The 19954-nt window shown below is 65.5% G+C and carries 19 protein-coding genes, 2 tRNA genes and 1 pseudogene; 13 read left to right on the plus strand and 9 right to left on the minus strand.

The features are described 5' to 3' along the window. Positions 1–1780 (plus strand): NADPH-dependent 2,4-dienoyl-CoA reductase (locus B2J89_RS05810; RefSeq protein ID WP_240964753.1); only part of this gene is annotated, 1780 nt, incomplete at its 5' end. Positions 1781–1857: 77 nt separating this feature from the next. Here B2J89_RS05810 and efp read toward each other — a convergent pair. From efp to B2J89_RS05825, 3 genes are all read right to left on the minus strand, one after another. Next, positions 1858–2412: an elongation factor P gene (efp, locus tag B2J89_RS05815; RefSeq protein ID WP_169168279.1), complete on the minus strand. Its 555-nt coding sequence runs from the start codon at positions 2410–2412 to the stop codon at positions 1858–1860. A gap of 140 nt (positions 2413–2552) precedes the next feature. Further along, complete coding sequence (earP, locus tag B2J89_RS05820; RefSeq protein WP_169168280.1) at positions 2553–3689, minus strand: elongation factor P maturation arginine rhamnosyltransferase EarP; 1137 nt, start codon at positions 3687–3689, stop codon at positions 2553–2555. Then, positions 3686–4585, minus strand: coding sequence for a LysR family transcriptional regulator (locus B2J89_RS05825; protein ID WP_169168319.1), 900 nt, complete (start codon positions 4583–4585; stop codon positions 3686–3688). The genes earP and B2J89_RS05825 overlap by 4 nt, the downstream gene beginning before the upstream one ends. Before the next feature lie 145 nt (positions 4586–4730). On the opposite strand from B2J89_RS05825, the gene B2J89_RS05830 reads away from it, so the two are divergent. The 10 genes and pseudogenes from B2J89_RS05830 (at position 4731) to B2J89_RS05875 (ending at position 14153) form a co-directional block, all read left to right on the plus strand. Then, positions 4731–5957: a CaiB/BaiF CoA-transferase family protein gene (locus tag B2J89_RS05830; protein ID WP_169168281.1), complete on the plus strand. Its 1227-nt coding sequence runs from the start codon at positions 4731–4733 to the stop codon at positions 5955–5957. Further along, on the plus strand, positions 5954–6940 hold the full coding sequence (locus B2J89_RS05835) for a hydroxymethylglutaryl-CoA lyase (protein WP_169168282.1): 987 nt from the start codon (positions 5954–5956) through the stop codon (positions 6938–6940). The genes B2J89_RS05830 and B2J89_RS05835 overlap by 4 nt, the downstream gene beginning before the upstream one ends. A 28-nt stretch (positions 6941–6968) precedes the next feature. Continuing rightward, positions 6969–7964 carry a tripartite tricarboxylate transporter substrate binding protein gene (locus B2J89_RS05840; RefSeq protein WP_169168283.1) on the plus strand — a complete coding sequence of 332 codons (996 nt, stop codon included), beginning with the start codon at positions 6969–6971 and terminating at the stop codon, positions 7962–7964. 126 nt (positions 7965–8090) lie between these two features. Further along, positions 8091–10055 (plus strand): excinuclease ABC subunit UvrC, encoded by a 1965-nt coding sequence (uvrC, locus tag B2J89_RS05845; protein WP_169168284.1) that lies wholly within the window; start codon positions 8091–8093, stop codon positions 10053–10055. 44 nt (positions 10056–10099) lie between these two features. Next, positions 10100–10669, plus strand: coding sequence for a CDP-diacylglycerol--glycerol-3-phosphate 3-phosphatidyltransferase (gene pgsA, locus B2J89_RS05850; protein WP_169168285.1), 570 nt, complete (start codon positions 10100–10102; stop codon positions 10667–10669). 67 nt (positions 10670–10736) lie between these two features. After that, positions 10737–11175 (plus strand): annotated as a pseudogene (locus B2J89_RS22700) (isocitrate/isopropylmalate family dehydrogenase); the annotation flags it as partial. Positions 11176–11678: 503 nt separating this feature from the next. After that, a complete protein-coding gene (locus B2J89_RS05860; protein WP_024815362.1) occupies positions 11679–11951 on the plus strand; it encodes an HU family DNA-binding protein in 273 nt (90 codons plus the stop codon). A 15-nt stretch (positions 11952–11966) separates the two neighbouring features. After that, positions 11967–12042, plus strand: a tRNA-Val gene (locus B2J89_RS05865). 60 nt (positions 12043–12102) lie between these two features. Beyond that, positions 12103–14028, plus strand: a complete 1926-nt coding sequence (locus B2J89_RS05870; RefSeq protein WP_169168287.1) for a SurA N-terminal domain-containing protein — start codon at positions 12103–12105, stop codon at positions 14026–14028. A 49-nt stretch (positions 14029–14077) separates the two neighbouring features. Further along, positions 14078–14153 (plus strand) — tRNA-His (locus B2J89_RS05875). A gap of 74 nt (positions 14154–14227) precedes the next feature. Here the strand turns inward: B2J89_RS05875 and B2J89_RS05880 are convergent. From B2J89_RS05880 to B2J89_RS05895, 4 genes are all read right to left on the minus strand, one after another. After that, entirely contained in the window at positions 14228–14479 is a 252-nt protein-coding gene (locus tag B2J89_RS05880) for an integrase (RefSeq protein ID WP_205763724.1), read from the minus strand. A gap of 220 nt (positions 14480–14699) precedes the next feature. Next, complete coding sequence (locus B2J89_RS05885; protein ID WP_240964758.1) at positions 14700–14882, minus strand: dodecin; 183 nt, start codon at positions 14880–14882, stop codon at positions 14700–14702. Positions 14883–15062: 180 nt separating this feature from the next. Further along, on the minus strand, positions 15063–15215 hold the full coding sequence (locus B2J89_RS05890; protein ID WP_169168290.1) for a hypothetical protein: 153 nt from the start codon (positions 15213–15215) through the stop codon (positions 15063–15065). A 28-nt stretch (positions 15216–15243) separates the two neighbouring features. Beyond that, positions 15244–16134 carry a LysR family transcriptional regulator gene (locus B2J89_RS05895; protein WP_169168291.1) on the minus strand — a complete coding sequence of 297 codons (891 nt, stop codon included), beginning with the start codon at positions 16132–16134 and terminating at the stop codon, positions 15244–15246. Positions 16135–16242: 108 nt separating this feature from the next. On the opposite strand from B2J89_RS05895, the gene B2J89_RS05900 reads away from it, so the two are divergent. Next, positions 16243–17031, plus strand: a complete 789-nt coding sequence (locus tag B2J89_RS05900) for an SDR family NAD(P)-dependent oxidoreductase (protein WP_169168320.1) — start codon at positions 16243–16245, stop codon at positions 17029–17031. An 83-nt stretch (positions 17032–17114) separates the two neighbouring features. Then, positions 17115–18224: an NADH:flavin oxidoreductase/NADH oxidase gene (locus tag B2J89_RS05905; protein ID WP_169168292.1), complete on the plus strand. Its 1110-nt coding sequence runs from the start codon at positions 17115–17117 to the stop codon at positions 18222–18224. Positions 18225–18721: 497 nt separating this feature from the next. Here B2J89_RS05905 and B2J89_RS05910 read toward each other — a convergent pair whose 3' ends face one another. Both B2J89_RS05910 and B2J89_RS05915 read right to left on the minus strand, forming a co-directional pair. Continuing rightward, positions 18722–19078 carry a single-stranded DNA-binding protein gene (locus B2J89_RS05910; protein ID WP_169168293.1) on the minus strand — a complete coding sequence of 119 codons (357 nt, stop codon included), beginning with the start codon at positions 19076–19078 and terminating at the stop codon, positions 18722–18724. A gap of 378 nt (positions 19079–19456) precedes the next feature. After that, entirely contained in the window at positions 19457–19747 is a 291-nt protein-coding gene (locus B2J89_RS05915; RefSeq protein WP_169168294.1) for a hypothetical protein, read from the minus strand. Positions 19748–19954: the final 207 nt, after the last annotated feature.

The raw sequence follows: 19954 nt of genomic DNA on the forward strand, positions 1-19954 counted from the left end.
GCACGCGGCCGGCGGCAAGATCGCGCTGCAGATCCTGCACACGGGGCGCTACGCCTACCACCCGCTGGCCGTGGCGCCCTCGCGCCTGCAGTCGCCGATTTCGCCGTTCACGCCGTTCGCGCTCTCCAGCCGTGGCGTGGAGCGGCAGATCCGGGCGTTTGTGAACTGCGCCGCCAAGGCGCGCGAGGCGGGCTACGACGGCGTCGAGATCATGGGCTCCGAGGGTTACCTGATCAACCAGTTCCTCTCGCAGGCCACCAACCTGCGCACGGACGACTGGGGTGGCGACTACAGCCACCGCATGCGCCTGCCGCTCGAAATCCTGGCGCGCACGCGCGAGGCCGTGGGGCCGGACTTCATCCTCATCTACCGCCTCTCGATGATCGACCTGGTGCCCGGCGGCAGTGCCTGGGACGAGATCGTCACGCTGGGCAAGGCCATGGCCCGGGGCGGCGCGAGCATCGTCAACACCGGCATTGGATGGCACGAGGCGCGCATCCCCACCATCGCCACCAGCGTGCCGCGCGCCGCGTTCTCCTGGGTCACGCAGAAGATGAAGGCCGAGTTTGCGGCGGCCGGCATCGCCACGCCGCTGGTCGCCTCGAACCGCATCAACACGCCCGAAGTGGCCGAGCAGGTGCTCGCCGACGGCTGCGCCGACTTGGTGTCGATGGCGCGGCCGCTGCTGGCCGACCCGGCCTTCGTGAAGAAAGCGATTCAGGGCCGCGCCGACCGCATCAACACCTGCATCGCCTGCAACCAGGCCTGCCTGGACCAGGTGTTCCAGAACCGGGTCAGCAGTTGCCTGGTGAACCCGCGCGCCTGCCACGAGACCGAGCTGGTCTACCGCCCGATCCCAACGGCAGCGGGGCGCAAGCGCATCGCCGTGGTCGGTGCCGGTCCCGCGGGCCTGACGGCGGCCACGGTGGCGGCCGAGCGCGGGCACGAGGTCCACCTGTTCGACGCGGCACCCGAGATCGGCGGCCAGCTCAACCTGGCCAAGGTGGTGCCGGGCAAGGAAGAGTTCCACGAAATGCTGCGCTACCTGGCCATGCGCGTGCAGGACACGGGCGTCGCCCTGCACCTGAACCAGCGCGTGCAGGCGGCCGACCTCGCGGGCTTCGACGAAGTCGTCGTGGCCACCGGCGTGAGCCCGCGCGACCCGCACATTCCCGGCCAGGAGCACCCCAAGGTGCTCAGCTACATCAATGTGCTGGGCCATGGCCAACCCGTGGGCGAGCGCGTGGCCGTCATCGGCGCGGGCGGCATCGGCTTCGACGTCGCCGAATTCCTGGTCCAGGGCGGCCATTCGACCACGCTCGACCTGCCGGCCTGGCAGGCCGAGTGGGGCGTCACCGACCCGGCGCTGGCGCGCGGCGGCTTGGCGAGCGCTGGCCCGCAGGCCACGCCGCCCGCGCGCCAGGTCACGCTGCTGCAGCGCAAAAAGGGCAAGCTGGGCGCGGGCCTGGGCAAGACCACGGGCTGGATCCACCGCACCACGCTGAAGAGGAAGCTGGTGGAGATGGTGGGCGGCGTGAACTACGAGCGCATCGCCGACGAAGGGCTGCTGGTGTCCTACGGCGAGGAACGCGAAGACCCGACCTGGATCGCCTGCGACAGCGTGGTGCTGTGCGCGGGCCAGGTGCCGCTGCGCGATCTGGCCGACGCCCTGCAGGCGCAGGGCCGCAGCGTGCACCTGGTCGGCGGCGCGCTCGCAGCCGGCGATCTCGACGCCAAGCGTGCGATCGACCAGGCGGCGCGGCTGGCGGCGCGCCTGTAGGGGCGCAGGCTCGGCTGCGGCCGCGAACGAAAAAGGCTTCCCGAGGGAAGCCTTTTTTGCGGGGCCGTAAAGCGGTGTTAGACGCGCTTGCGGTACTCGCCCGTGCGGGTGTCGATTTCGATCTTGTCGCCTTGCGAAACGAACAGCGGCACCGGCACTTCAAAGCCGGTGGCGATCTTGGCGGGCTTGAGCACCTTGCCGGACGTGTCGCCCTTGACGGCCGGCTCGGTCCAGGTGATTTCGCGCTCGACGCTGGTGGGCAGTTCGACCGAGATGGCCTTGCCGTCGTAGAACACCACTTCGACGGCCATGCCGTCTTCGAGGTAGTTCAGGGCGTCGCCCATGTTTTCGGCTTCGACTTCGTACTGGTTGTACTCGGTGTCCATGCAGACATACATGGGGTCGGCAAAGTAGGAGTAGGTGCACTCTTTCTTGTCGAGCACGATCTGGTCCATCTTGTCGTCGGCCTTGAACACCACTTCGGTGTTGAAGTTGGCGATCAGGCTCTTGAGCTTCATGCGCACGGTGGCGGAGTTGCGGCCGCCGCGCGAGTATTCGGTCTTGAGGACGACCATGGGGTCCTTGCCGTGCATGATGACGTTGCCGGCGCGGATTTCTTGAGCGATTTTCATAGCATGTTGCCTGTGGTGAGGCCGCTCAATGTGCCGGCCAGTGGCCTGGCGGGCCACCCGTGCCGGCGCATGTTCCGCGGCGGTGATGCGCCCAGAGGGGCACGTGCGTGCCGGACCTGTGGGGCGCAAAGCCTTGGATTTTAACGTTTTTTGGCGACAAAGCCCAGCAGCAGGGTCACCAGGTTGTCCTGGGTCAGCAAACGTGCCCGCGCGGCCTGCGTGCAGGCGGCCCACTGCGCCAGCGTGGCGGGGTCGAGCGCCGGCAGCGCACCGCTGTCCAGGCCGTTCCAGACCACATGGAAGCAGCGCAGCGAGGGCGGTGCCTGCAGCCAATCGAGAAAGGCGTGCAGCTTGCCCTGGTGCGCGAGGTCGCTTTGCGGGTAGATCTGCCAGACGAAGGGCCGGCCGGCCCAGAGCGCGCGCACCAGCGAATCCTCGCCGCGCACGAAGTTGAGGTCGCAGCCCCACAGCAGCTGGTCGAACTGCGCCTGCGGCACACTGGGAAGGTATGAAATCGATAGCTTCTCGCGCTTGATGGTATTGGGCTGGAGGCCGATTCCATGGATATTTTCATCTGCTTCACCGCTGCCCACCAGAGCGCGCACCGCGGCCGCCGCGCGCCCCGGCGTGGTCAGCAGATGCACGGGCTGCTCCGTCTCAGCCTCGGTTTGCGCCAGCAGCGCCAGCAAGGCGGGCAGGGCGGCCGGCTCATAGCAGAACAGCGACACCGCCAGCGCCGCGGGGGCCAGGCCGTGCTGCGCGCGCCAGGCGCTGCGGTCAAAGCGGGCCTGGCGCTCGGCCAGGTCGGGCTCGCGCAGCAGGCCGCCCGTGCCGGCCGTGAAGCCGGGGTAGAAAAAATGCTTGACCAGGCCGGCGCCCGGCCCGCTGAGCACCGGCGAGGGCAGCGCGTGGCAGCGCTCGACGTAGCCCTCGGCCGATAGGTATTCGAGGTTGATCCACACCGGTGGCGCGCCGGGAGCTTGCGCCCGCTGCGCGATGGCGGCGACCACCGCGGGCGCGATCTCGCAGCCAAACGCCTCGACCACCACGTCGCCGAGCCCGCCGGCCGGCGCCTGCGTGGGCCACGGCATGACCTGCACGCCGGGCGCGCCGCCGGGTGCCATCCAGGCCAGGGCGCTGGCGTTGTCGACCCACAGCCGCACGCGCTGCCCGCGGCCGGCCAGGTCGGCGGCCAGGCGCCAGCACACGCCAATGTCGCCATAGTTGTCGATGACCTGGCAGAAGATGTCCCAGCGCAGCGGTGCGGCCGCGTTCATGGCGCGGCTCCGGCCGGTGCGCGCAGGTGTTCGACCAGCAGGCGGGCCACGCTCGAGAGCGACTCGCACGAGCGCACGCACAGCGCCAGTTGGCGGTGCGCCCAGGGCTCGGCCAGCGTCACCGTGCGCACGGCGAGTGCGCCCCGGTACAGCTGCGCGCTGCCGCGCGGCATCACGCCGATGCCCAGGCCGCAGGCCACCATCAGGCACAGCGCGTCGTAGCCCGTGACCTGGATGCGCAGCTTGAGCGGCAGCACGGCTTCGCCGGCGGCGCGCATGAGCTGGTGGTTGATGGCGCTGCCCGGGTGCATGCCGACAAAGTCGTGGTGCAGCACCTCGGCCAGGCGCACCGCCTTGCGCCGCGCCAGCGCATGCTGCGCCGGCACGACCAGCACCAGCTCATCGCTGCGGTAGGGCAGCAGGGTGACGCGCTCGCCGTAGCTGCCGTCGTTGAGGATGCCGACGTCGGCGGCATTCTCGGCCACCGAGTGGGCAATGGCGCTGCTGATCTGCTCCTGCAGGCGCACGTCCACCTGCGGGTGGCGCGCGAGAAAGCTTTGCAGCTCGCTGGGCAGGAACTGCGTGATGGCCGAGATGTTGGCCACCACGCGCACATGGCCGCGCGTGCCCGAGGCGTAGTCGCGCATCTGGCTGGCGATGCCGTCCATGTCGTTGAGCACGCCGCGCGCGAGGTTCAGCAGTGCGTAGGCTGCGGCCGTCGGCTCCACACCCCGGTTGCTGCGCGTGAACAGCTCCACGCGCAGGGCGCCTTCGAGTTCGGACAGGCGCCGGCTGGCCGCCGAGGCGGCGATGTGCTCGCGCGCGCTGGCGCGGGCGATGGTGCTTTCTTCCATCACCGCGACGAACAGGCGCAGGGAGAGCGGGTCGAGTTTCATGCGCGCATGGTAGCGGCTGGCCATGCCGGTTTGCGATGGCAGCGTCGTGCAACAGCGTTTTGCGTTTGGCGGCGATGCCGGCAACATGCCCCGCCAGACGAACCGGGGCCCGTGCGGCGCCCCAGCATGACAGGAGACACATTCCATGGATTCCCAGCCACAGGCAGGTGCGGGCGCCGTGGCGCCATCGGCGCTGCAGGGCGTGCGCGTGGTCGAGATGGGCCAGCTCATCGCCGGCCCTTTTTGCGGCAAGACGCTGGGCGAGTTCGGCGCCGACGTGGTCAAGATCGAGGCCCCGGGCGGGGGCGACCCGCTGCGCAACTGGCGGCTGATCCAGGACGGCACCTCCGTCTGGTGGCAGGTGCAGTCGCGCAACAAGCGCTCGCTGGCGCTGGACCTGCGCCAGCCCGAGGGCCAGGACATCGCGCGCCAGCTGATCGCCGAGGCCGATGTGCTGATCGAGAACTTCCGCCCCGGCACGCTCGAAGCCTGGGGCATGTCGCCCGAGGCGCTGCACCAGCTCAACCCGGGCCTGGTGATGCTGCGCATCTCGGGCTACGGCCAGACCGGCCCCTACCGCGACCTGCCAGGCTTTGGTGCCATCGGCGAGGCCATGGGCGGCCTGCGCCACCTCACGGGCGAGCCGGGCCGCGTGCCGGTGCGCGTGGGTGTGTCGATCGGCGACACGCTGGCGGCGCTGCACGGCACCATCGGCGTGCTCACGGCGCTCTACCACCGCAGGGTCAACGGCGGGCAGGGCCAGGTGATCGACGTGGCGCTGCACGAGGCGGTGTTCAACGTGATGGAGAGCCTGATCCCCGAGTACAGCGCCTTTGGCGCGGTGCGCGAGGCCGCGGGCAGCGCGCTGCCGGGCATCGCGCCGTCCAACGCCTACCCGTGCAGTGACGGCTGGGTGCTGATCGCCGGCAACGGCGACAGCATCTTCAAACGCCTGATGGAGGCCATTGGCCGCCCCGACCTGGGCGCTGCCGCCGACCTGGCCGACAACGCTGGCCGCGTGGCCCGCGTGGCAGAGCTCGACGCCGCCATCGGCGCCTGGAGCGCGCCGCGCACGGTGCAGCAGGTGCTGGACGCGCTCGGTGCCGCGCGCGTGCCCGCAGGCAAGGTCTACACGGCCAAGGACATTGCCGAGGACCCGCACTACCGCGCCCGCGGCATGCTGCTGCAGCAGACCACGCGCGACGGCCACCTCATCGAGGTGCCGGGCATCGTGCCCAAGCTCTCGGCCACGCCGGGCCGCATCCGCAGCAGCGCGCCGCACCTGGGCGACGACACCGATGCGGTGCTCCAGGAAGCCGGGCTCACGCCCGCACAGATTGCGCTGTTGCGCGAAAAGGGGGTGGTGGCATGACCGCAAGCACGGTGTGGCAGGGGGCGCGGCGGCGCATCCACCTGCAGGAAGTGGGAACGCGCGACGGCCTGCAGATGGAGCAGACCTTCGTGCCCACGTCCGACAAGATTGCGCTCGTGAACGCGCTGTCGCAGGCCGGCTTGTCGAAGATCGAGGTCACGGCCTTTGTCTCGCCCAGCGCCATCCCCGCGCTGCGCGATGCGGAAATCGTGATGCGCGAGATCGAGCGCCGGCCGGGCACGGTCTACAGCGCGCTGGTGCCCAATGTGCGCGGCGCCGAGCGCGCGATCGAGGCGCGCACCGATGAGCTCAACCTCGTCATGTCGACCAGCGCCACGCACAACCTGGCGAACCTGCGCATGACGCGCGAGCAGTCGTTCGCGGCGCTGGCGCAGGTGGTGGCCGCCGCGCAGGGCGCGCCGGTGGCGCTCAATATTTCGCTGTCGTGCGTGTTCGGCTGCCCGATGGAGGGCGACGTTGCGCAGAGCGAGGTGTTTGCCTGGGTCCAGCGTTTCGTGGACCTGGGCGTGACCGGTGTCACCCTGTGCGACACCACGGGCATGGCCTACCCCGCGCAGGTGGCCGCGCTCACGGCGGCGGCGCGCGAGCGCTGGCCCGAAGTGCGCTTCACCCTGCATTTCCACAACACACGCGGCATGGGCCTGGCCAATGTGCTGGCTGCGATCGATGCCGGCGCGACGCTGTTCGACACCTCGCTGGGCGGCCTCGGCGGCTGCCCCTATGCGCCCGGTGCCACCGGCAACGTGTGCACCGAGGAGGTGGCCCATGCGCTGGCGCTGATGGACTTTGACACCGGGCTGGACGAGGCTCTGGTGATCGCCGCGGCGGCGCGGCTGCCGGCCCTCATCGGCCACGACATTCCGAGCCAGATCGTCAAAGCCGGCCGGCGCCTGGACCTGCACGCCGTGCCCGCGGGCTTTGCCGAGATCCGCGAGCGCGCGCTGGCGCGCAGCGCGACCTGATTTTTTGACCTTAACCAGGAGACAAACCATGAAAACCACCCGAAAACAATTCAACACCCTGATGTTCGCGGTGCTCGGCGGCGGCGCGGCCCTGGCCAGCAGCGGCGCCTGGGCGCAGCCGGCGGCCTATCCGGCCAAGCCCATCACCATGGTGGTGCCCACGGCCGCGGGCGGCACCACCGACCTGTCGGCGCGCATGCTGGCGCAGGCGCTCGGCCCCGTGATCGGCCAGTCGGTGGTGGCCGACAACAAGGGCGGCGGCAACGGCAACATCGCGGCTTCGGTCGTCAAGCGCGCCGAGCCCGACGGCTACACGCTGCTGATGCAGTACTCGGGCTACCACGTGATTTCGCCGATCGTCAGCAAGCAGACCCCGCCCTGGGAGCAAAAAGACTTTGTGCCCGTGGCCAATGTGATCTCGGCGCCGCAGATCATCGTGCTGCGCGCCGACCTGCCAATCAAGACCATGGCCGAGCTCGTGGCCTACGCCAAGGCGCACCCGGGCAAGCTCAACTATGCCTCGTCGGGCAATGGCTCGCTGCAGCACGTCACCGGCGCCATGCTCGAGCAACAGGCGGGCGTGAAGATGATGCACGTGCCCTACAAGGGCACCGGCCCGGCCCTGCAGGATCTGCTGGGTGGCCAGGTGGACCTGACCTTCGGCACGGCGCCGCCCTTCATGCCGCACATCCAGTCGGGCAAGCTGCGCGTGCTGGCCGTCACCAGCAAGGAGCGCCTGCCCAGCCTGCCCGAGGTGCCGACCACGGCCGAGGCCGGTTACCCGCAGGTCGATGCGACCTCGTGGTTTGCCGTGTTCGCGCCGGCGGCCACGCCCAAGCCGGTGATCGACAAGCTCACCGCCGACATCGGCAAGGTGGTGAACCAGCCGGCGTTCAAGCAAAAGGTCCAGGAGCAGGGCGCCACGGCCCACTACCAGAACCCGCAACAACTGGGCGACAAGGTCAAGTCCGACTTGGCGCGCTGGACCACGGTGGTCAAGGCGTCGAAGATCGAAGCCGACTGATGCGGCCGGGATTTCGGGTCTTTTAAGCCTGCAGCGCTTGCCACACAAGCGCTTGCAGCTATTGATTCAATAGCTGATGGGCTTGGTCCGCGCGTGGGCTGCGAGCACGCGGCCACAATACGCACCATGTCCGACGTGCATTCCGACGAACTCCTGGCACAGGTGGCCGCGCTGCCGCCGCTGCCAGGCGTGTACCGCTATTTCGACGCCCAGGGCGCGCTCTTGTATGTGGGCAAGGCGCTCAACCTCAAGCGGCGCGTGTCCAGCTATTTCCAGAAGAGCCACGGTGGCACGCGCACCGGCCACATGGTCGGCAAGATCGCGCGCATGGAGACCACCGTTGTGCGCTCCGAGGCCGAGGCGCTGCTGCTCGAAAACAACCTCATCAAGTCGCTGCAGCCGCGCTACAACATCCTGTTTCGCGACGACAAGAGCTACCCGTACCTGAAGATCACCGGCGTGGCCGCCCGGGACGGCACGGGCGATGCGCCGGGGCAGGCCTATCCGCGCCTGGCCTATTACCGCGGCGGCATCGACAAGCGGCACCGCTACTTCGGCCCCTACCCGAGCGCCTGGGCCGTGAAGGAAACCATCCTGCTGCTGCAGAAGGTGTTTCGCCTGCGCACCTGCGAGGACACGGTGTTTGCCAACCGCACGCGGCCCTGCCTGCTCTACCAGATCAAGCGCTGCACCGCGCCCTGCGTGGGCCTGATTTCGCGCGAGGCCTACGCGCAGGACGTGGCACACGCCGAAGCGCTGCTGCGTGGCGAGACGCAGGCGCTGCTGCAGCAGATCGAGGCGCGCATGATGGCGCACTCGGACCGGCTCGAATTCGAGCAGGCGGCCGAGCTGCGCAACCAGATCACGGCGCTCTCGCGCGTGCTGCATCAGCAGTCGATCGAAACCGCCTCGGACAAGGACGTGGACATCCTGGCCGTGCAGGTGCGCGGCGGGCGCGCCTGCGTCAACCTGGCCATGGTGCGCGGCGGCCGCCACCTGGGCGACCGCGCGTACTTTCCGGTGCATGTCGAGGATGCCGCGGCCGTGTTCCATCCCGAGGGGCCGGACGACGGCACGGACGCGGCAGAGGCTGCGGCCGCGCGCAGCGTGGAGGCGCAGGTGCTCGAAGCCTTCATCGCCCAGCACTACATCGCCGTGCCGGTGCCGCCCACGCTGGTCACCAGCGAGCCCGTGGACCGCGCGCTGCTCGACGCCTTGGGCGAGCAAAGCGGCGTGCGCGTGCACGCCGTGCACCAGCCGCGCGGGCAGCGCCGCGCCTGGCTCGACATGGCGCAGCAGAACGCCGGCCTGCAGCTCGCGCGCCTGCTCTCCGAGGAGGGCTCGCAGCAGGCGCGCACGCGCGCCCTGGCCGAGGCGCTCGACCTGCCGCAGGAAGCACTCGACGCGCTGCGCATCGAGTGCTTCGACATCTCGCACACCGCCGGCGAGGCCACGCAGGCGTCGTGCGTGGTGTTTGCGCAGCACAAGATGCAGAGCAGCGAATACCGCCGGTACAGGATCGAAGGCATCACCGGCGGCGACGACTACGCTGCCATGCGCCAGGTGCTCACGCGCCGCTACAGCAAGGTGGCCGAGGCGCAACGCGAGGCCGGCGGCGCCGAACCGGCACCGGGCCAGGCGCGCCTGCCCGACCTGGTGCTGGTCGATGGCGGCAAGGGCCAGGTCAGCATGGCGCGCGAAGTGTTCACTGCGCTGGGCCTGGACCTGTCGCGCATCGTCGGCGTCGAAAAGGGCGAGGGCCGCAAGGTGGGCCTCGAGGAGCTGGTGTTTGCCGACGGGCGCGAAAAGGTCTACTTGGGCAAGGACTCGGCCGCGCTGATGCTGGTGGCGCAGATCCGCGACGAGGCGCACCGCTTCGCCATCACTGGCATGCGCGCGCAGCGCGCCAAGGTGCGCGTGGGCGGTGGCCAACTCGAAGAGATCGCCGGCGTGGGGCCGAAGAAGCGCGCGCGCCTGCTGCAGCGCTTCGGCGGCGTGCGCGGCGTGGCCTCGGCCAGTGTCGAAGACCTGGCGACGGTGGAAGGCATCTCGCACGATTTGGCCGAGGCGATCTACCGCGCGCTGCGCTGATGCGCGCGGCCGGAGGCTGCGCTTGGCATGACACAATCGCGGCCATGTTCTGGACCATTCCCACCATCATGACCTGGACGCGCATCGTCGCGATACCTTTGATCGTGGGGGTGTTCTACACGCCCATGGCGCCCGAGCTGCAAAACCTCATCGCCACCGTGATGTTCGTGCTCTTTGCCGCCACCGACTGGCTCGATGGCTTCCTGGCACGCAAGCTCAACCAGACCTCATCGTTCGGCGCCTTCCTCGACCCGGTGGCCGACAAATTCCTGGTCTGCGCCTCGCTGCTGGTGCTGGTGCACCTGCAGCGCGCCGATGTGTTCGTGGCGCTGATCATCATCGGGCGCGAGATCGCGATTTCCGCGCTGCGTGAATGGATGGCCCAGATTGGCGCGGCCAAAAGCGTCGCGGTGCACATGCTGGGCAAGCTCAAGACCACCGTGCAAATGGTGGCCATCCCGTTCTTGCTGTTCGACGGTCGGCTGTTTGGACTGATCGACGCCGGCGTGTGGGGCACCTGGCTGATCTGGCTGGCCGCCGTGCTCACGGTGTGGTCCATGGTCTATTACCTGCAGAAAGCCGTGCCCGAGATACGTGCGCGCGTCAAGAAGTAACCATTTCACCCAAGCACGCCTTTGGCGCGCATGCACGCAGCGCTGGAAGCTGTTAATTCAGGGGTAAATCCTGGCGCATCGGATTGCCGTCACAGCCGGTGACGGCATTGGCAGGCAAGCTGTGCCCGAGGGGCTGCGCGTTCTGGACGAGGCCGCGCGCGAGCCCGGCATCGCACTGCAGTTCGACCACGCGGACGGCTCCATCTGGGACTGTTGCGAACGCCACGGCAAGATACTGCCCGACGCGCGGAAGGCGCAGATCGGCGGCCACGCAGCTGTCGACTCCGGCGCCGTCGGCTGGGCCGAAAATTCCCGACCATGCCTCGCTGTGAGGCCCGCTGCGGCTGTTCCGATGCGAGTTCGACCCGTGCGTGAACTGCGTCCGGCGCGCCTCATGCCCGGCATCCCCGTATCCCCGCGCCCGGGTGCGGCGTGACGGCAGCGCCCGTCTGCCCGGCGGAAACGACATGCCAATCGTGCGCGATGACACCGACATCGGCGGGCGCGGCATCGCCAACCCGATGGGAAGTCCTGGGGCGGCGCGCTGGTGCTCGACTTGCTCAGAGTCACCGTGCCGCGCACAACGCGATGATGTTGCCGGCCATTGAAACCGTTCTGATGCCGCGCAACCGCGGGCCGCGCCCCCGATATGGGCGGCGCGGCGACGACTCAGGATCTGGGTCGGGCCAGTGGCCAAGCCTCAGATGCGGTCGTGGGACTTAGCTGGGTGTGCGTGTCAATCGGGGAAAGTGTTTGGGGCCAGCGCCCGACAAAACCTCCCGCAAGCCCCGCTGGGCGGTGCTTTTGCGACTAGAATCCATTCCGTCGCTGTCCCAAACGGCGCACTATATTGACACCTCGAATGTCGATGGCTCTAATCGGACGTCACCGTGACCGCGGTGCACGCCCACCTCTCACTTGCCTTGCAAAGCCCTTTCAAAAGGGCCTGGTGCGTGAACCGCCGATAGCCATGCGACATTCCATTAACTCTTATATCGAGAGGCTTTTTGTGAACAAAACCGAACTGATTGAGCACATTGCGACCAATGCCGACATCTCCAAAGCTGCCGCTGCGCGCGCCCTGGAGTCCACGATTGAAGCGGTCAAGAAGACCCTGAAAAAAGGCGGTACGGTGTCGCTCGTTGGTTTCGGCACTTTTGCCGTGGGCAAGCGTGCAGCGCGCACCGGCCGCAATCCCCGCACTGGCGCTGCGATTAAGATCAAGGCTGCTAAAGTTCCGAAGTTCCGTCCAGGCAAGGCATTGAAAGATGCCCTGAACTGACAGGCAATTGCGGTGGGGTCCTTAGCTCAGTTGGTAGAGCGGCTCCTTTACACGGAGTAGGTCGGCGGTTCGAGACCGTCAGGACCCACCATCACCGAACAAAGGCGAACGTGAGTTCGCCTTTTGTTTTTTTGTCATTGAAAGATTGACCATGTTTGAATCCATCCGCAAGCACTCCAAGATCACGATGTTCTTGCTGTTCTTGTTGATCGTTCCGTCGTTCGTGCTCGTCGGTATCGACCGAAACTACTTTTCGGGCGGCAGCCCCGTGGTGGCGCGGGTCGATGGCCACGACATCACGCAGGCCGACTGGGACAATGCCCACCGGGTGGAGTCGGACAGGGTCCGTGCGCAGCAGCCGACGCTGGACGCCAGGCTTCTGGATTCGCCGCAGGCGCGTTATGCCACCCTGGAGCGCATGGTGCGAGATCGGGTGCTGCAAGTGGCGGCCCAGAAGATGCACCTTGCCACCAGCGATGCGCGCCTGGCGCGCAGCCTGCAAGAAATCCCGCAGATTTCCGCCCTCAAGCGCGCGGACGGCACGCTCGACGTCGAAGCCTACCGTGCCCTTGTCGGCGCGCAGGGCATGACACCCGAAGGCTTTGAGGCCACGGTGCGCCGGGATCTGGCGGTCAACCAGGTCTTGGGTGGCGTCATGGGCACGGCCTTTGCCACGCAGGCGCAGGCCAATGTGTCACTCGATGCCTTGTTCCAGCGCCGCGAAATCCAGGTCGTTCGTTTCGATCCCGCCGATTTCGCGGCCCAGGTGAAGCCCAGCGAGGCAGACCTGGAGGCCTACTACAAGGCACACCCGGCGCTGTTCCAGCAGCCAGAACAGGCCGCGGTGGAGTATGTGGTGCTGGACCTCGACAGTGTTCGTGCCGGCATCACACTCAACGAAGACGATCTGCGCACCTACTACAAGGAAAACGTCGCCCGCCTGGCAGGCAAGGAAGAGCGCCGCGCCAGCCACATCCTCATCGCTGCGCCCAAGGACGCACCGGCCGCCGAGCGCGAAAAAGCCAAGGCACGCGCCACGGCGCTGCTGGAGCAGGTGCGCAAGGCCCCTGCCAGCTTTGCCGACGTGGCGAAGAAATCGTCCGAAGATTCGGGCTCTGCAGCCCAGGGCGGCGACCTGAACTTCTTCGCGCGCGGCGCCATGGTCAAGCCGTTCGAGGACGCGGCCTTTGCCCTGAAAAAGGGCGAGATCAGTGACCTGGTGGAAAGCGATTTTGGCTACCACATCATCCTGCTGACCGACATCAAGGCGCCGCGCCAGCCGAGCTTCGAGGAACTGCGTCCTTCGATGGAGGTTGAGCTCAAGCAGCAGCAGGCGCAGCGCAAGTTTGCCGAAGTGGCCGAGGCGTTTGCCAATGCTGCCTACGAACAGTCGGACACGCTGCAGCCGGTGGTGGACAAGCTCAAACTCAAATTGCAGACGGCCCAGAACGTGACACGCACGCCTGCGCCCGGTGCCACAGGACCTCTGGCCAACGCGAAGTTTCTGGAGGCGCTTTTCTCCGCAGACTCGCTGGAGCACAAGCGCAACACCGAAGCCGTGGAAATTGCACCCAACCAGATGGTGGCGGGGCGTGTGACGCAATACAGCCCGGCACGCACGCTGCCGTTGCAAGAGGTGCAGGCGCGCGTCAGGCAGCTGTACATCGGTGACACATCGGCAGAATTGGCGCGCAAGCAAGGCGAAGCCAAGCTGGCCGCCTGGGTGGCCAAGCCCGACAGCGCGACCGGACTCTCGGCGCCTCTGGTCGTGGGCCGTGACCAACCCCAGAACCAGCCCCGCGCTCTGGTGGATGCGGTCCTGAGCACCAAGGCCGACACATTGCCTGCCTGGACGGGTGTCAGCCTGGGGGCGCAAGGCTATGTGATCGCCAAGTTGGGCCGCGTGCTGCCGACCGAGACCGTCGATGCACAACGGGCTGCCCAGCATCTGCAGCAGTACGAACAGTGGTGGGCAGGTGCGGAGGGCATGGCTTATTACGAGATGCTCAAGGACCGCTTCAAGGCGCAAATCAAGGTGCCGCGTCCCACGGCCACTGCAGATATCGCTGAAAGATGAGTGGAATGAGCGTGGAGTCCAGTTTTTCACGCTATAATACAAAGCTACGGTGGCTGTAGCTCAGTTGGTAGAGTCCAGGATTGTGATTCCTGTTGTCGTGGGTTCGAGCCCCATCAGCCACCCCAAGTAAACAAAAGCGCTGCAGCTATCAAAGTTGCAGCGCTTTTCTGTTTTTATTCCCACGGTGGGAATATTCGCCCTAAAGAGCTTCGCGCTCCACCTCCTTGTTTCGGTCATAAACCATGGCCGTCACTGCTGCATTTTTGTGCAGATCAGGTAGGTGGCCATGGGCCTGTTTGTGCATCGTGGCGCAGTAGGCGCGCAGGTCGTGGAAGGTGAACCTGTCGTCTTTCGACAACATCTTTCCTTGATGGCCTGCAGCACGCAGCGCTGCCATAGCGTCTTTAACCCCGTGCCGTGTATGGGTTGTTATCGCGTGTTGGGAAGACATAGAGGCAGTCAATGTGCCAACATACAGCCGATGGCTTGAGAGTTTCCTGCTGTAAGTAAAACTAGCTCTGGGCTCGTGGACGCGGACGGAGCTGGCCATCGCGATCGATCCACACGCCGCCTCAGTGACTTTGAACTGCACTGGCCGCTGTGTCTTGCGCTGCAGGACGATGGCGAGAGGTCCACGGTGAACTCACCGCAGCCTACAATCTCATCCCCTCTTACTCGAGCGTGAATCCGACCTTTACCGTGACCTGCCAGTGGGCGATCTTGCCCTCGTGAATGTGACCGCGCGTGTCCACCACCTCAAACCACTGCATATTGCGCACAGTCTCGCTGGCCTCGGCAATGGCTGTGTTGACGGCATCTTCTATGCCGGACGGCGAGGAGCCAGTGAGCTCCAGGGTCTTGTAACGTGCGTGGACATGGCACCTCCTGACGGTCGGCCGATTGGGCCGACCTTGGAACGAGGACGAACGGTACACACAGTATGGTCGCATCCCACCCAAAGCGCTCAATTCGGAGCAACACAAGCGGACGCTCAGTTGCGGCTGCGGCAATTGGGATTTGTGGTATCGGTAGTGTCAGCCGAGGCGAGCCGCTTCGATCGCAGCGATGTCGATCTTTCTCATTTCATCATGGCGCCAAACGCGCTGGACCACCGCTGGATCAGAATCCATGATCGTGGCCGCCGGATAAAAGACGAGGAGAAATGGAGCTCTGAGGTCAATTTGCATGCAATGATTTCTACGTCCGAACCCTGCCTCAGGCCTCCCTCCCTAGGACATTGACAACGTAGTCTACAAAGCTCTGCAATTTCTGCGTGCGCAGTCGCCCCGGCGCCGTCACCAGATGCACCGGCAGCGTGGGGGGGGCATAGCCCGGCAGCACCGGTACCAGCCGGCCAGCTTCCACATCATCTGTCACCAGCACAGCTGGCTGCATGATGATGCCCATGCCGCTTAGCGCCGCTACGCGCAGGGCCTGTCCGACGTTTGCCGACAAGGCACCGTGGACCGGGACCGCTTCTCGGCCAGCAGCCCCGTCGAAATACCAGACCTCACGTGGCGACCAATGGGTAAATCCCAGGCACTGGTGCTGCGCCAGGTCCTTGGGAGTGGTGGGTGTACCGTGCGCGGCCAGGTAGCTCGGTGCGGCACAGGCCAGCATGCGGTACGGTGCTAAAGGGCGTGCGAGAAGGCCAGAGTCCGGCAAAGTACCGACACGAAACACGGCGTCATAGCCTTCAGCAATCACATCGACCACGCTGTCGCTCAGCTCCAGCCCCAGCGTGACCTCCGGGTGGCCGGCGCGGTAGCCAGACAGCACCGGTACCAGGCAGTGCGTGCCGTAATTGATGGAGGCGCTGATGCGCAGGTGTCCCCGCGCTAGCAGGCGGCTTTCCTGCGCGATCGCATCGGCCATTTCCATTTCAGCCAGCACGATTTTGCAGCGCTCGTAGTAGTTCCGCCCGACCTCAGTCAGGCTATGGCGGCGAGTGCTGCGGTTGAGCAGGGTGACTCCCAGCGCCTTCTCCAGTTGCTGCACATGCTTCCCCACCATGGGGGCCGACAAGCTCAGCGCTTCCGCCGCCGCTGCAAAAGAGCCGCATTCCACCGCTTTCACGAAGACCGCCATGCTGGTGAATTTGTCCATAGATTCAAAACCGGTGGTTTGCAATCTATGCATTTTGAAAGTATTGATTTAACAATACCCAAAAAACTACAGTGAAGGCATTGCAACCCTTCACTGTGTGACACCATGCTGAACATCGATCTGAACGGCAAGACTGCCGTCATCACCGGCTCCACCGACGGCATTGGCCTGGCCATTGCCAAATCGCTGACCCAGGCGGGAGCTGCGGTAGTCGTCAATGGCCGCAGCCACTCCGCAGTCGATCAGGCCGTGGGCGCCATCAAGGCCCATGCGTCCGGTGCCACCGTGCAGGGCGTCGCCGCTGATCTGGCCACCGCCCGAGGGTGTGAACACCTCGTCGCGCACGTGCCGCACTGCGACATTCTGGTCAACAATCTGGGCATCTATGGCACCAAGGCTTTCTTTGACATCGACGACGCCGAGTGGCAGCGGTACTGGGACGTGAACATCATGTCCGGTGTGCGCCTGTCGCGCGCTTATATGCCTCAGATGCTGGCGCGCAATTGGGGCCGTGTGGTGTTCATTGCGTCGGAGTCGGCACTGAACATCCCTGCCGACATGGTGCACTACGGCATGAGCAAGACCGCCATGCTGGGGCTGGCACGGGGCCTGGCCAAAATGGCCGCCGGCACCGGCGTGACGGTCAACAGCGTACTGCCCGGACCGACCTTGTCCGAGGGGGCGGCAAAGATGTTGATGGCCTCGGCACCCGCGGGCCAGACCCTGGAGCAAGCGGGCGTGGCCTTCGTGAAGCAGCATCGCCCCTCCTCGATCATCGGCCGCGCAGCGCAGCTGGAAGAAGTCGCCAACATGGTGGCCTATGTGGCTTCGCCGCTGTCATCGGCGACCACCGGGGCGGCCCTGAGGGTCGAGGGCGGCATCGTCGACAGTATTTGAGCAAGCCAGGCCAGCCATGAAAGGCCAAGCCCTGTTGCGCGTCCGCCTGTCAGTCACTGATCTCATATTTTCGAGCACCACCCATGAGCACACTTTTCACCCCATTCCAACTCAAGGATGTGCGGCTGCGCAATCGCATTGCCGTGCCGCCGATGTGCCAGTACAGCGCCCTCGAAGGCTTCACCACCGAATGGCACCAGGTGCATTACCCGGCAATCGCCCGTGGCGGCGCCGGCCTGGTCATCGTAGAGGCCACTGGCGTGTCGCCTGAAGGACGCATCACTCCGGCCTGTATGGGCCTCTGGAGTGACGCGCAGGCTGAGGGCCTTGCCCGCATCGCTGCGGGTATCCGCGCCGCCGGAGCCGTGCCGGGGATTCAGATCGGCCACGCCGGGCGCAAGGCCAGTGCCAACCGACCTTGGGAAGGCGACGACCACATCGCAGCAGGGGACCCGCGTGGCTGGCAGCCCATCGCGCCATCGGCCATCGCGTTTGGTGGCGGCCTGTCGCGTGTGCCGCAGGAAATGACGCTGGCCGACATCGAGCGCGTCAAGGCCGACTTCGTCGCTGCGGCGCGCCGCGCTCGTGACGCCGGATTCCAATGGTTGGAGCTGCACTTCGCACATGGCTACCTGGCGCAGAGTTTCTTTTCCGCGCACAGCAACCAGCGCACGGATGGCTACGGCGGCAATGCAGAAAACCGGGGGCGCTTCCTGGTCGAGACCCTGGAGGCCGTGCGACAGGTCTGGCCGGAGCGGCTGCCGCTCACTGCGCGCCTGGGTGTTATCGAATACGACGGTCGGGACGAAGCGACGCTGGCGGATTCCATTGCCCTGGTGCGCCGACTGCGCGAGGGGGGGCTTGACCTGCTGAACGTCAGCATCAACTTTGTAATCCCTGAGGTGCAGGTGCCCTGGGGCACTCCATCTTTCCTGGCGCCGGTCGCCGAGCGGGTGCGCCGCGAGGCGGGTCTGCCGGTTGCGTCGGGCTGGGGCATGGACGATCCCCAAACGGCCGAGCGCGTCTTGGCCAGTGGCCAGATGGACCTGGTCATGATCGGACGCGCCCACCTGGCCAATCCCCATTATCCGCGTGAAATGGCCAAAGCCCTGGGGGTCAAGCAACCCGACTGGATGCTGCCGCCGCCTTATGCGCACTGGCTTGAGCGCTATAGCGGCCCGCGCGTTCGCTAGTGTCAAAAACGGACATTCCATCGTTCGCCGCGATGGTCCCATAGAGTCCTGGTCGGCAGTGTGATTGCGAGACCGTGCCAAGTCAGCATTGGATGGGTCGCCCCCTTCGGGCAAGGTCAGCCACGCACGAGGGCTGGCTGGCGCTGAAACAGCGCAGGGAACTTGTCGGCCAGCGGGGTTGAACGACACGCTGCTGCCAATGGCTTAAAAAAATGTCCAGGAAAGCCGGGGCGATGCAAACGCTCTCTCGAGATAGCGGGTTTTTTTATTAGAAGCCTGCTGAATCGGGCGGTTTGTTTGTCAATGGCACAACAACCTGCGCCAAGGACGCAGCGCAAGCTCAGCAAAAAATCAGCGCCAGGATCGCGGCATCGTCGGCCAGGTTCCGCTGTGCATGTGCAGCACAGCGGTAGATCCAAACCACCAAGGGGTTGAGCCAGTCTGCAAAGGCCATGACGTGGGCGGTGCTGGGGCTTCGCACCGGGCGCGTTGTGTGGTCAGGGGTCCAGAGGCTCGCGCGGCTCGGGAGACTGCATTGCTGCGCGTTTGTGTTGGACGTGGTACGCCGTCAGCACTTGGTGCGCCACCATGTCGAGCGATGGGCGCACCACGCCCTGTTTGTCGCTCCAGACCTTGGGGGTCAGACTGCCCGCAAGGGTGACGGAGTCACCATCGCTGAGCGCCAGCAAGGCCGCGCAGGCGGCGCCGTCAAATGCGATCACGTTGACAAACAGCGGTGTTTCGCCGTCGCCGGCGGTTGCGCGCACCTTGGCCATGGCAAACGGTTTGCCTGCCTTGCCCAGGCGTTTTTCGGGCGTGCCGTACAGCTTGCCGCCAATCAGTCCATCAATCACGTTGTATTCCTTGCCTGCCAAGCTGTTTAGTTCATTGTTCTGGCTCGTGCATTGCCTTGTAGCGCAAAAAATAAGCCCCGCTACCGGATTGGATAGCGGGGCTTATCTTGCTTTGTTGGTGCCGGAGAGATGCTTTCACACATCAACGACTCTATTCTAACTTGTTGATTTATAAGGATTTTTCTGCGGCGTTGTTACAGAAATACCTTGAATTCTACCACACGTGGTCCCGTAGATACTGGCTTGTGAGACTCCAAATACGACAGATGCCCATTGCAATGAGAATAATTATTATTTTCACTATGCCCTCCCCCAGCGGTAAAGCTGGAAGAGGGGCACAGCCGTGCGTAGTTGGCCCAGTTGAGGCTGAATCACCACTCAGTCGAAGCGAGACAGGTCGTAAGCGGTGTAGGTGCTGAAGGCCGATGCCACGAAGATAGCTATTTCTTTTGGCAGCACGTAGTACCTAGTTTCCTCGCCAGTAAGGGGGTCGGTGTCACGCTCTACGTAAAGCACGCGGGACGTGCCAAGAATGGTGGCTAGGTGACACTCGAGTTCTTCGTGGCTGAGTTTCGCCGCGCGTTTGTCATCGGGATATTGGTTGATGTCGTTCAGCAGGTCGTAGCTGACGATGGGGAAGATGGAATCTAGGGTGGTATTGGTGTTCATGTGATTTGCTCGGTGTGAGGAAAGAAAGGGAACAGCGTTTCTCTGTTCGTAGCTGTGTAGAAATCAAAAATTCGATAGGCGCCGCCGTTTCCGGGCTAAGCTTTCTGGAGGGCGGTGGCTTTGGACTCCAGCGCATCACGAACCCTTGCTTGAATTACCCAGCAGGTTTGCCAGTCAAGCTTCACCCCGATGGACCTCACCAGTGCT

The organism is Acidovorax sp. SRB_24 (assembly GCF_012931925.1).

Excerpts from the sequence above, each read along its gene's own strand:
- efp (WP_169168279.1), bottom strand. The coding sequence starts at position 2,412 with ATGAAAATCGCTCAAGAAATCCGCGCCGGCAACGTCATCATGCACGGC.
- earP (WP_169168280.1), bottom strand. The coding sequence starts at position 3,689 with ATGAACGCGGCCGCACCGCTGCGCTGGGACATCTTCTGCCAGGTCATC.
- B2J89_RS05825 (WP_169168319.1), bottom strand. The coding sequence starts at position 4,585 with ATGAAACTCGACCCGCTCTCCCTGCGCCTGTTCGTCGCGGTGATGGAA.
- B2J89_RS05830 (WP_169168281.1), top strand. The coding sequence starts at position 4,731 with ATGGATTCCCAGCCACAGGCAGGTGCGGGCGCCGTGGCGCCATCGGCG.
- B2J89_RS05835 (WP_169168282.1), top strand. The coding sequence starts at position 5,954 with ATGACCGCAAGCACGGTGTGGCAGGGGGCGCGGCGGCGCATCCACCTG.
- B2J89_RS05840 (WP_169168283.1), top strand. The coding sequence starts at position 6,969 with ATGAAAACCACCCGAAAACAATTCAACACCCTGATGTTCGCGGTGCTC.
- uvrC (WP_169168284.1), top strand. The coding sequence starts at position 8,091 with ATGTCCGACGTGCATTCCGACGAACTCCTGGCACAGGTGGCCGCGCTG.
- pgsA (WP_169168285.1), top strand. The coding sequence starts at position 10,100 with ATGTTCTGGACCATTCCCACCATCATGACCTGGACGCGCATCGTCGCG.
- B2J89_RS05870 (WP_169168287.1), top strand. The coding sequence starts at position 12,103 with ATGTTTGAATCCATCCGCAAGCACTCCAAGATCACGATGTTCTTGCTG.
- B2J89_RS05880 (WP_205763724.1), bottom strand. The coding sequence starts at position 14,479 with ATGTCTTCCCAACACGCGATAACAACCCATACACGGCACGGGGTTAAA.
- B2J89_RS05890 (WP_169168290.1), bottom strand. The coding sequence starts at position 15,215 with ATGCAAATTGACCTCAGAGCTCCATTTCTCCTCGTCTTTTATCCGGCG.
- B2J89_RS05895 (WP_169168291.1), bottom strand. The coding sequence starts at position 16,134 with ATGGACAAATTCACCAGCATGGCGGTCTTCGTGAAAGCGGTGGAATGC.
- B2J89_RS05905 (WP_169168292.1), top strand. The coding sequence starts at position 17,115 with ATGAGCACACTTTTCACCCCATTCCAACTCAAGGATGTGCGGCTGCGC.
- B2J89_RS05915 (WP_169168294.1), bottom strand. The coding sequence starts at position 19,747 with ATGAACACCAATACCACCCTAGATTCCATCTTCCCCATCGTCAGCTAC.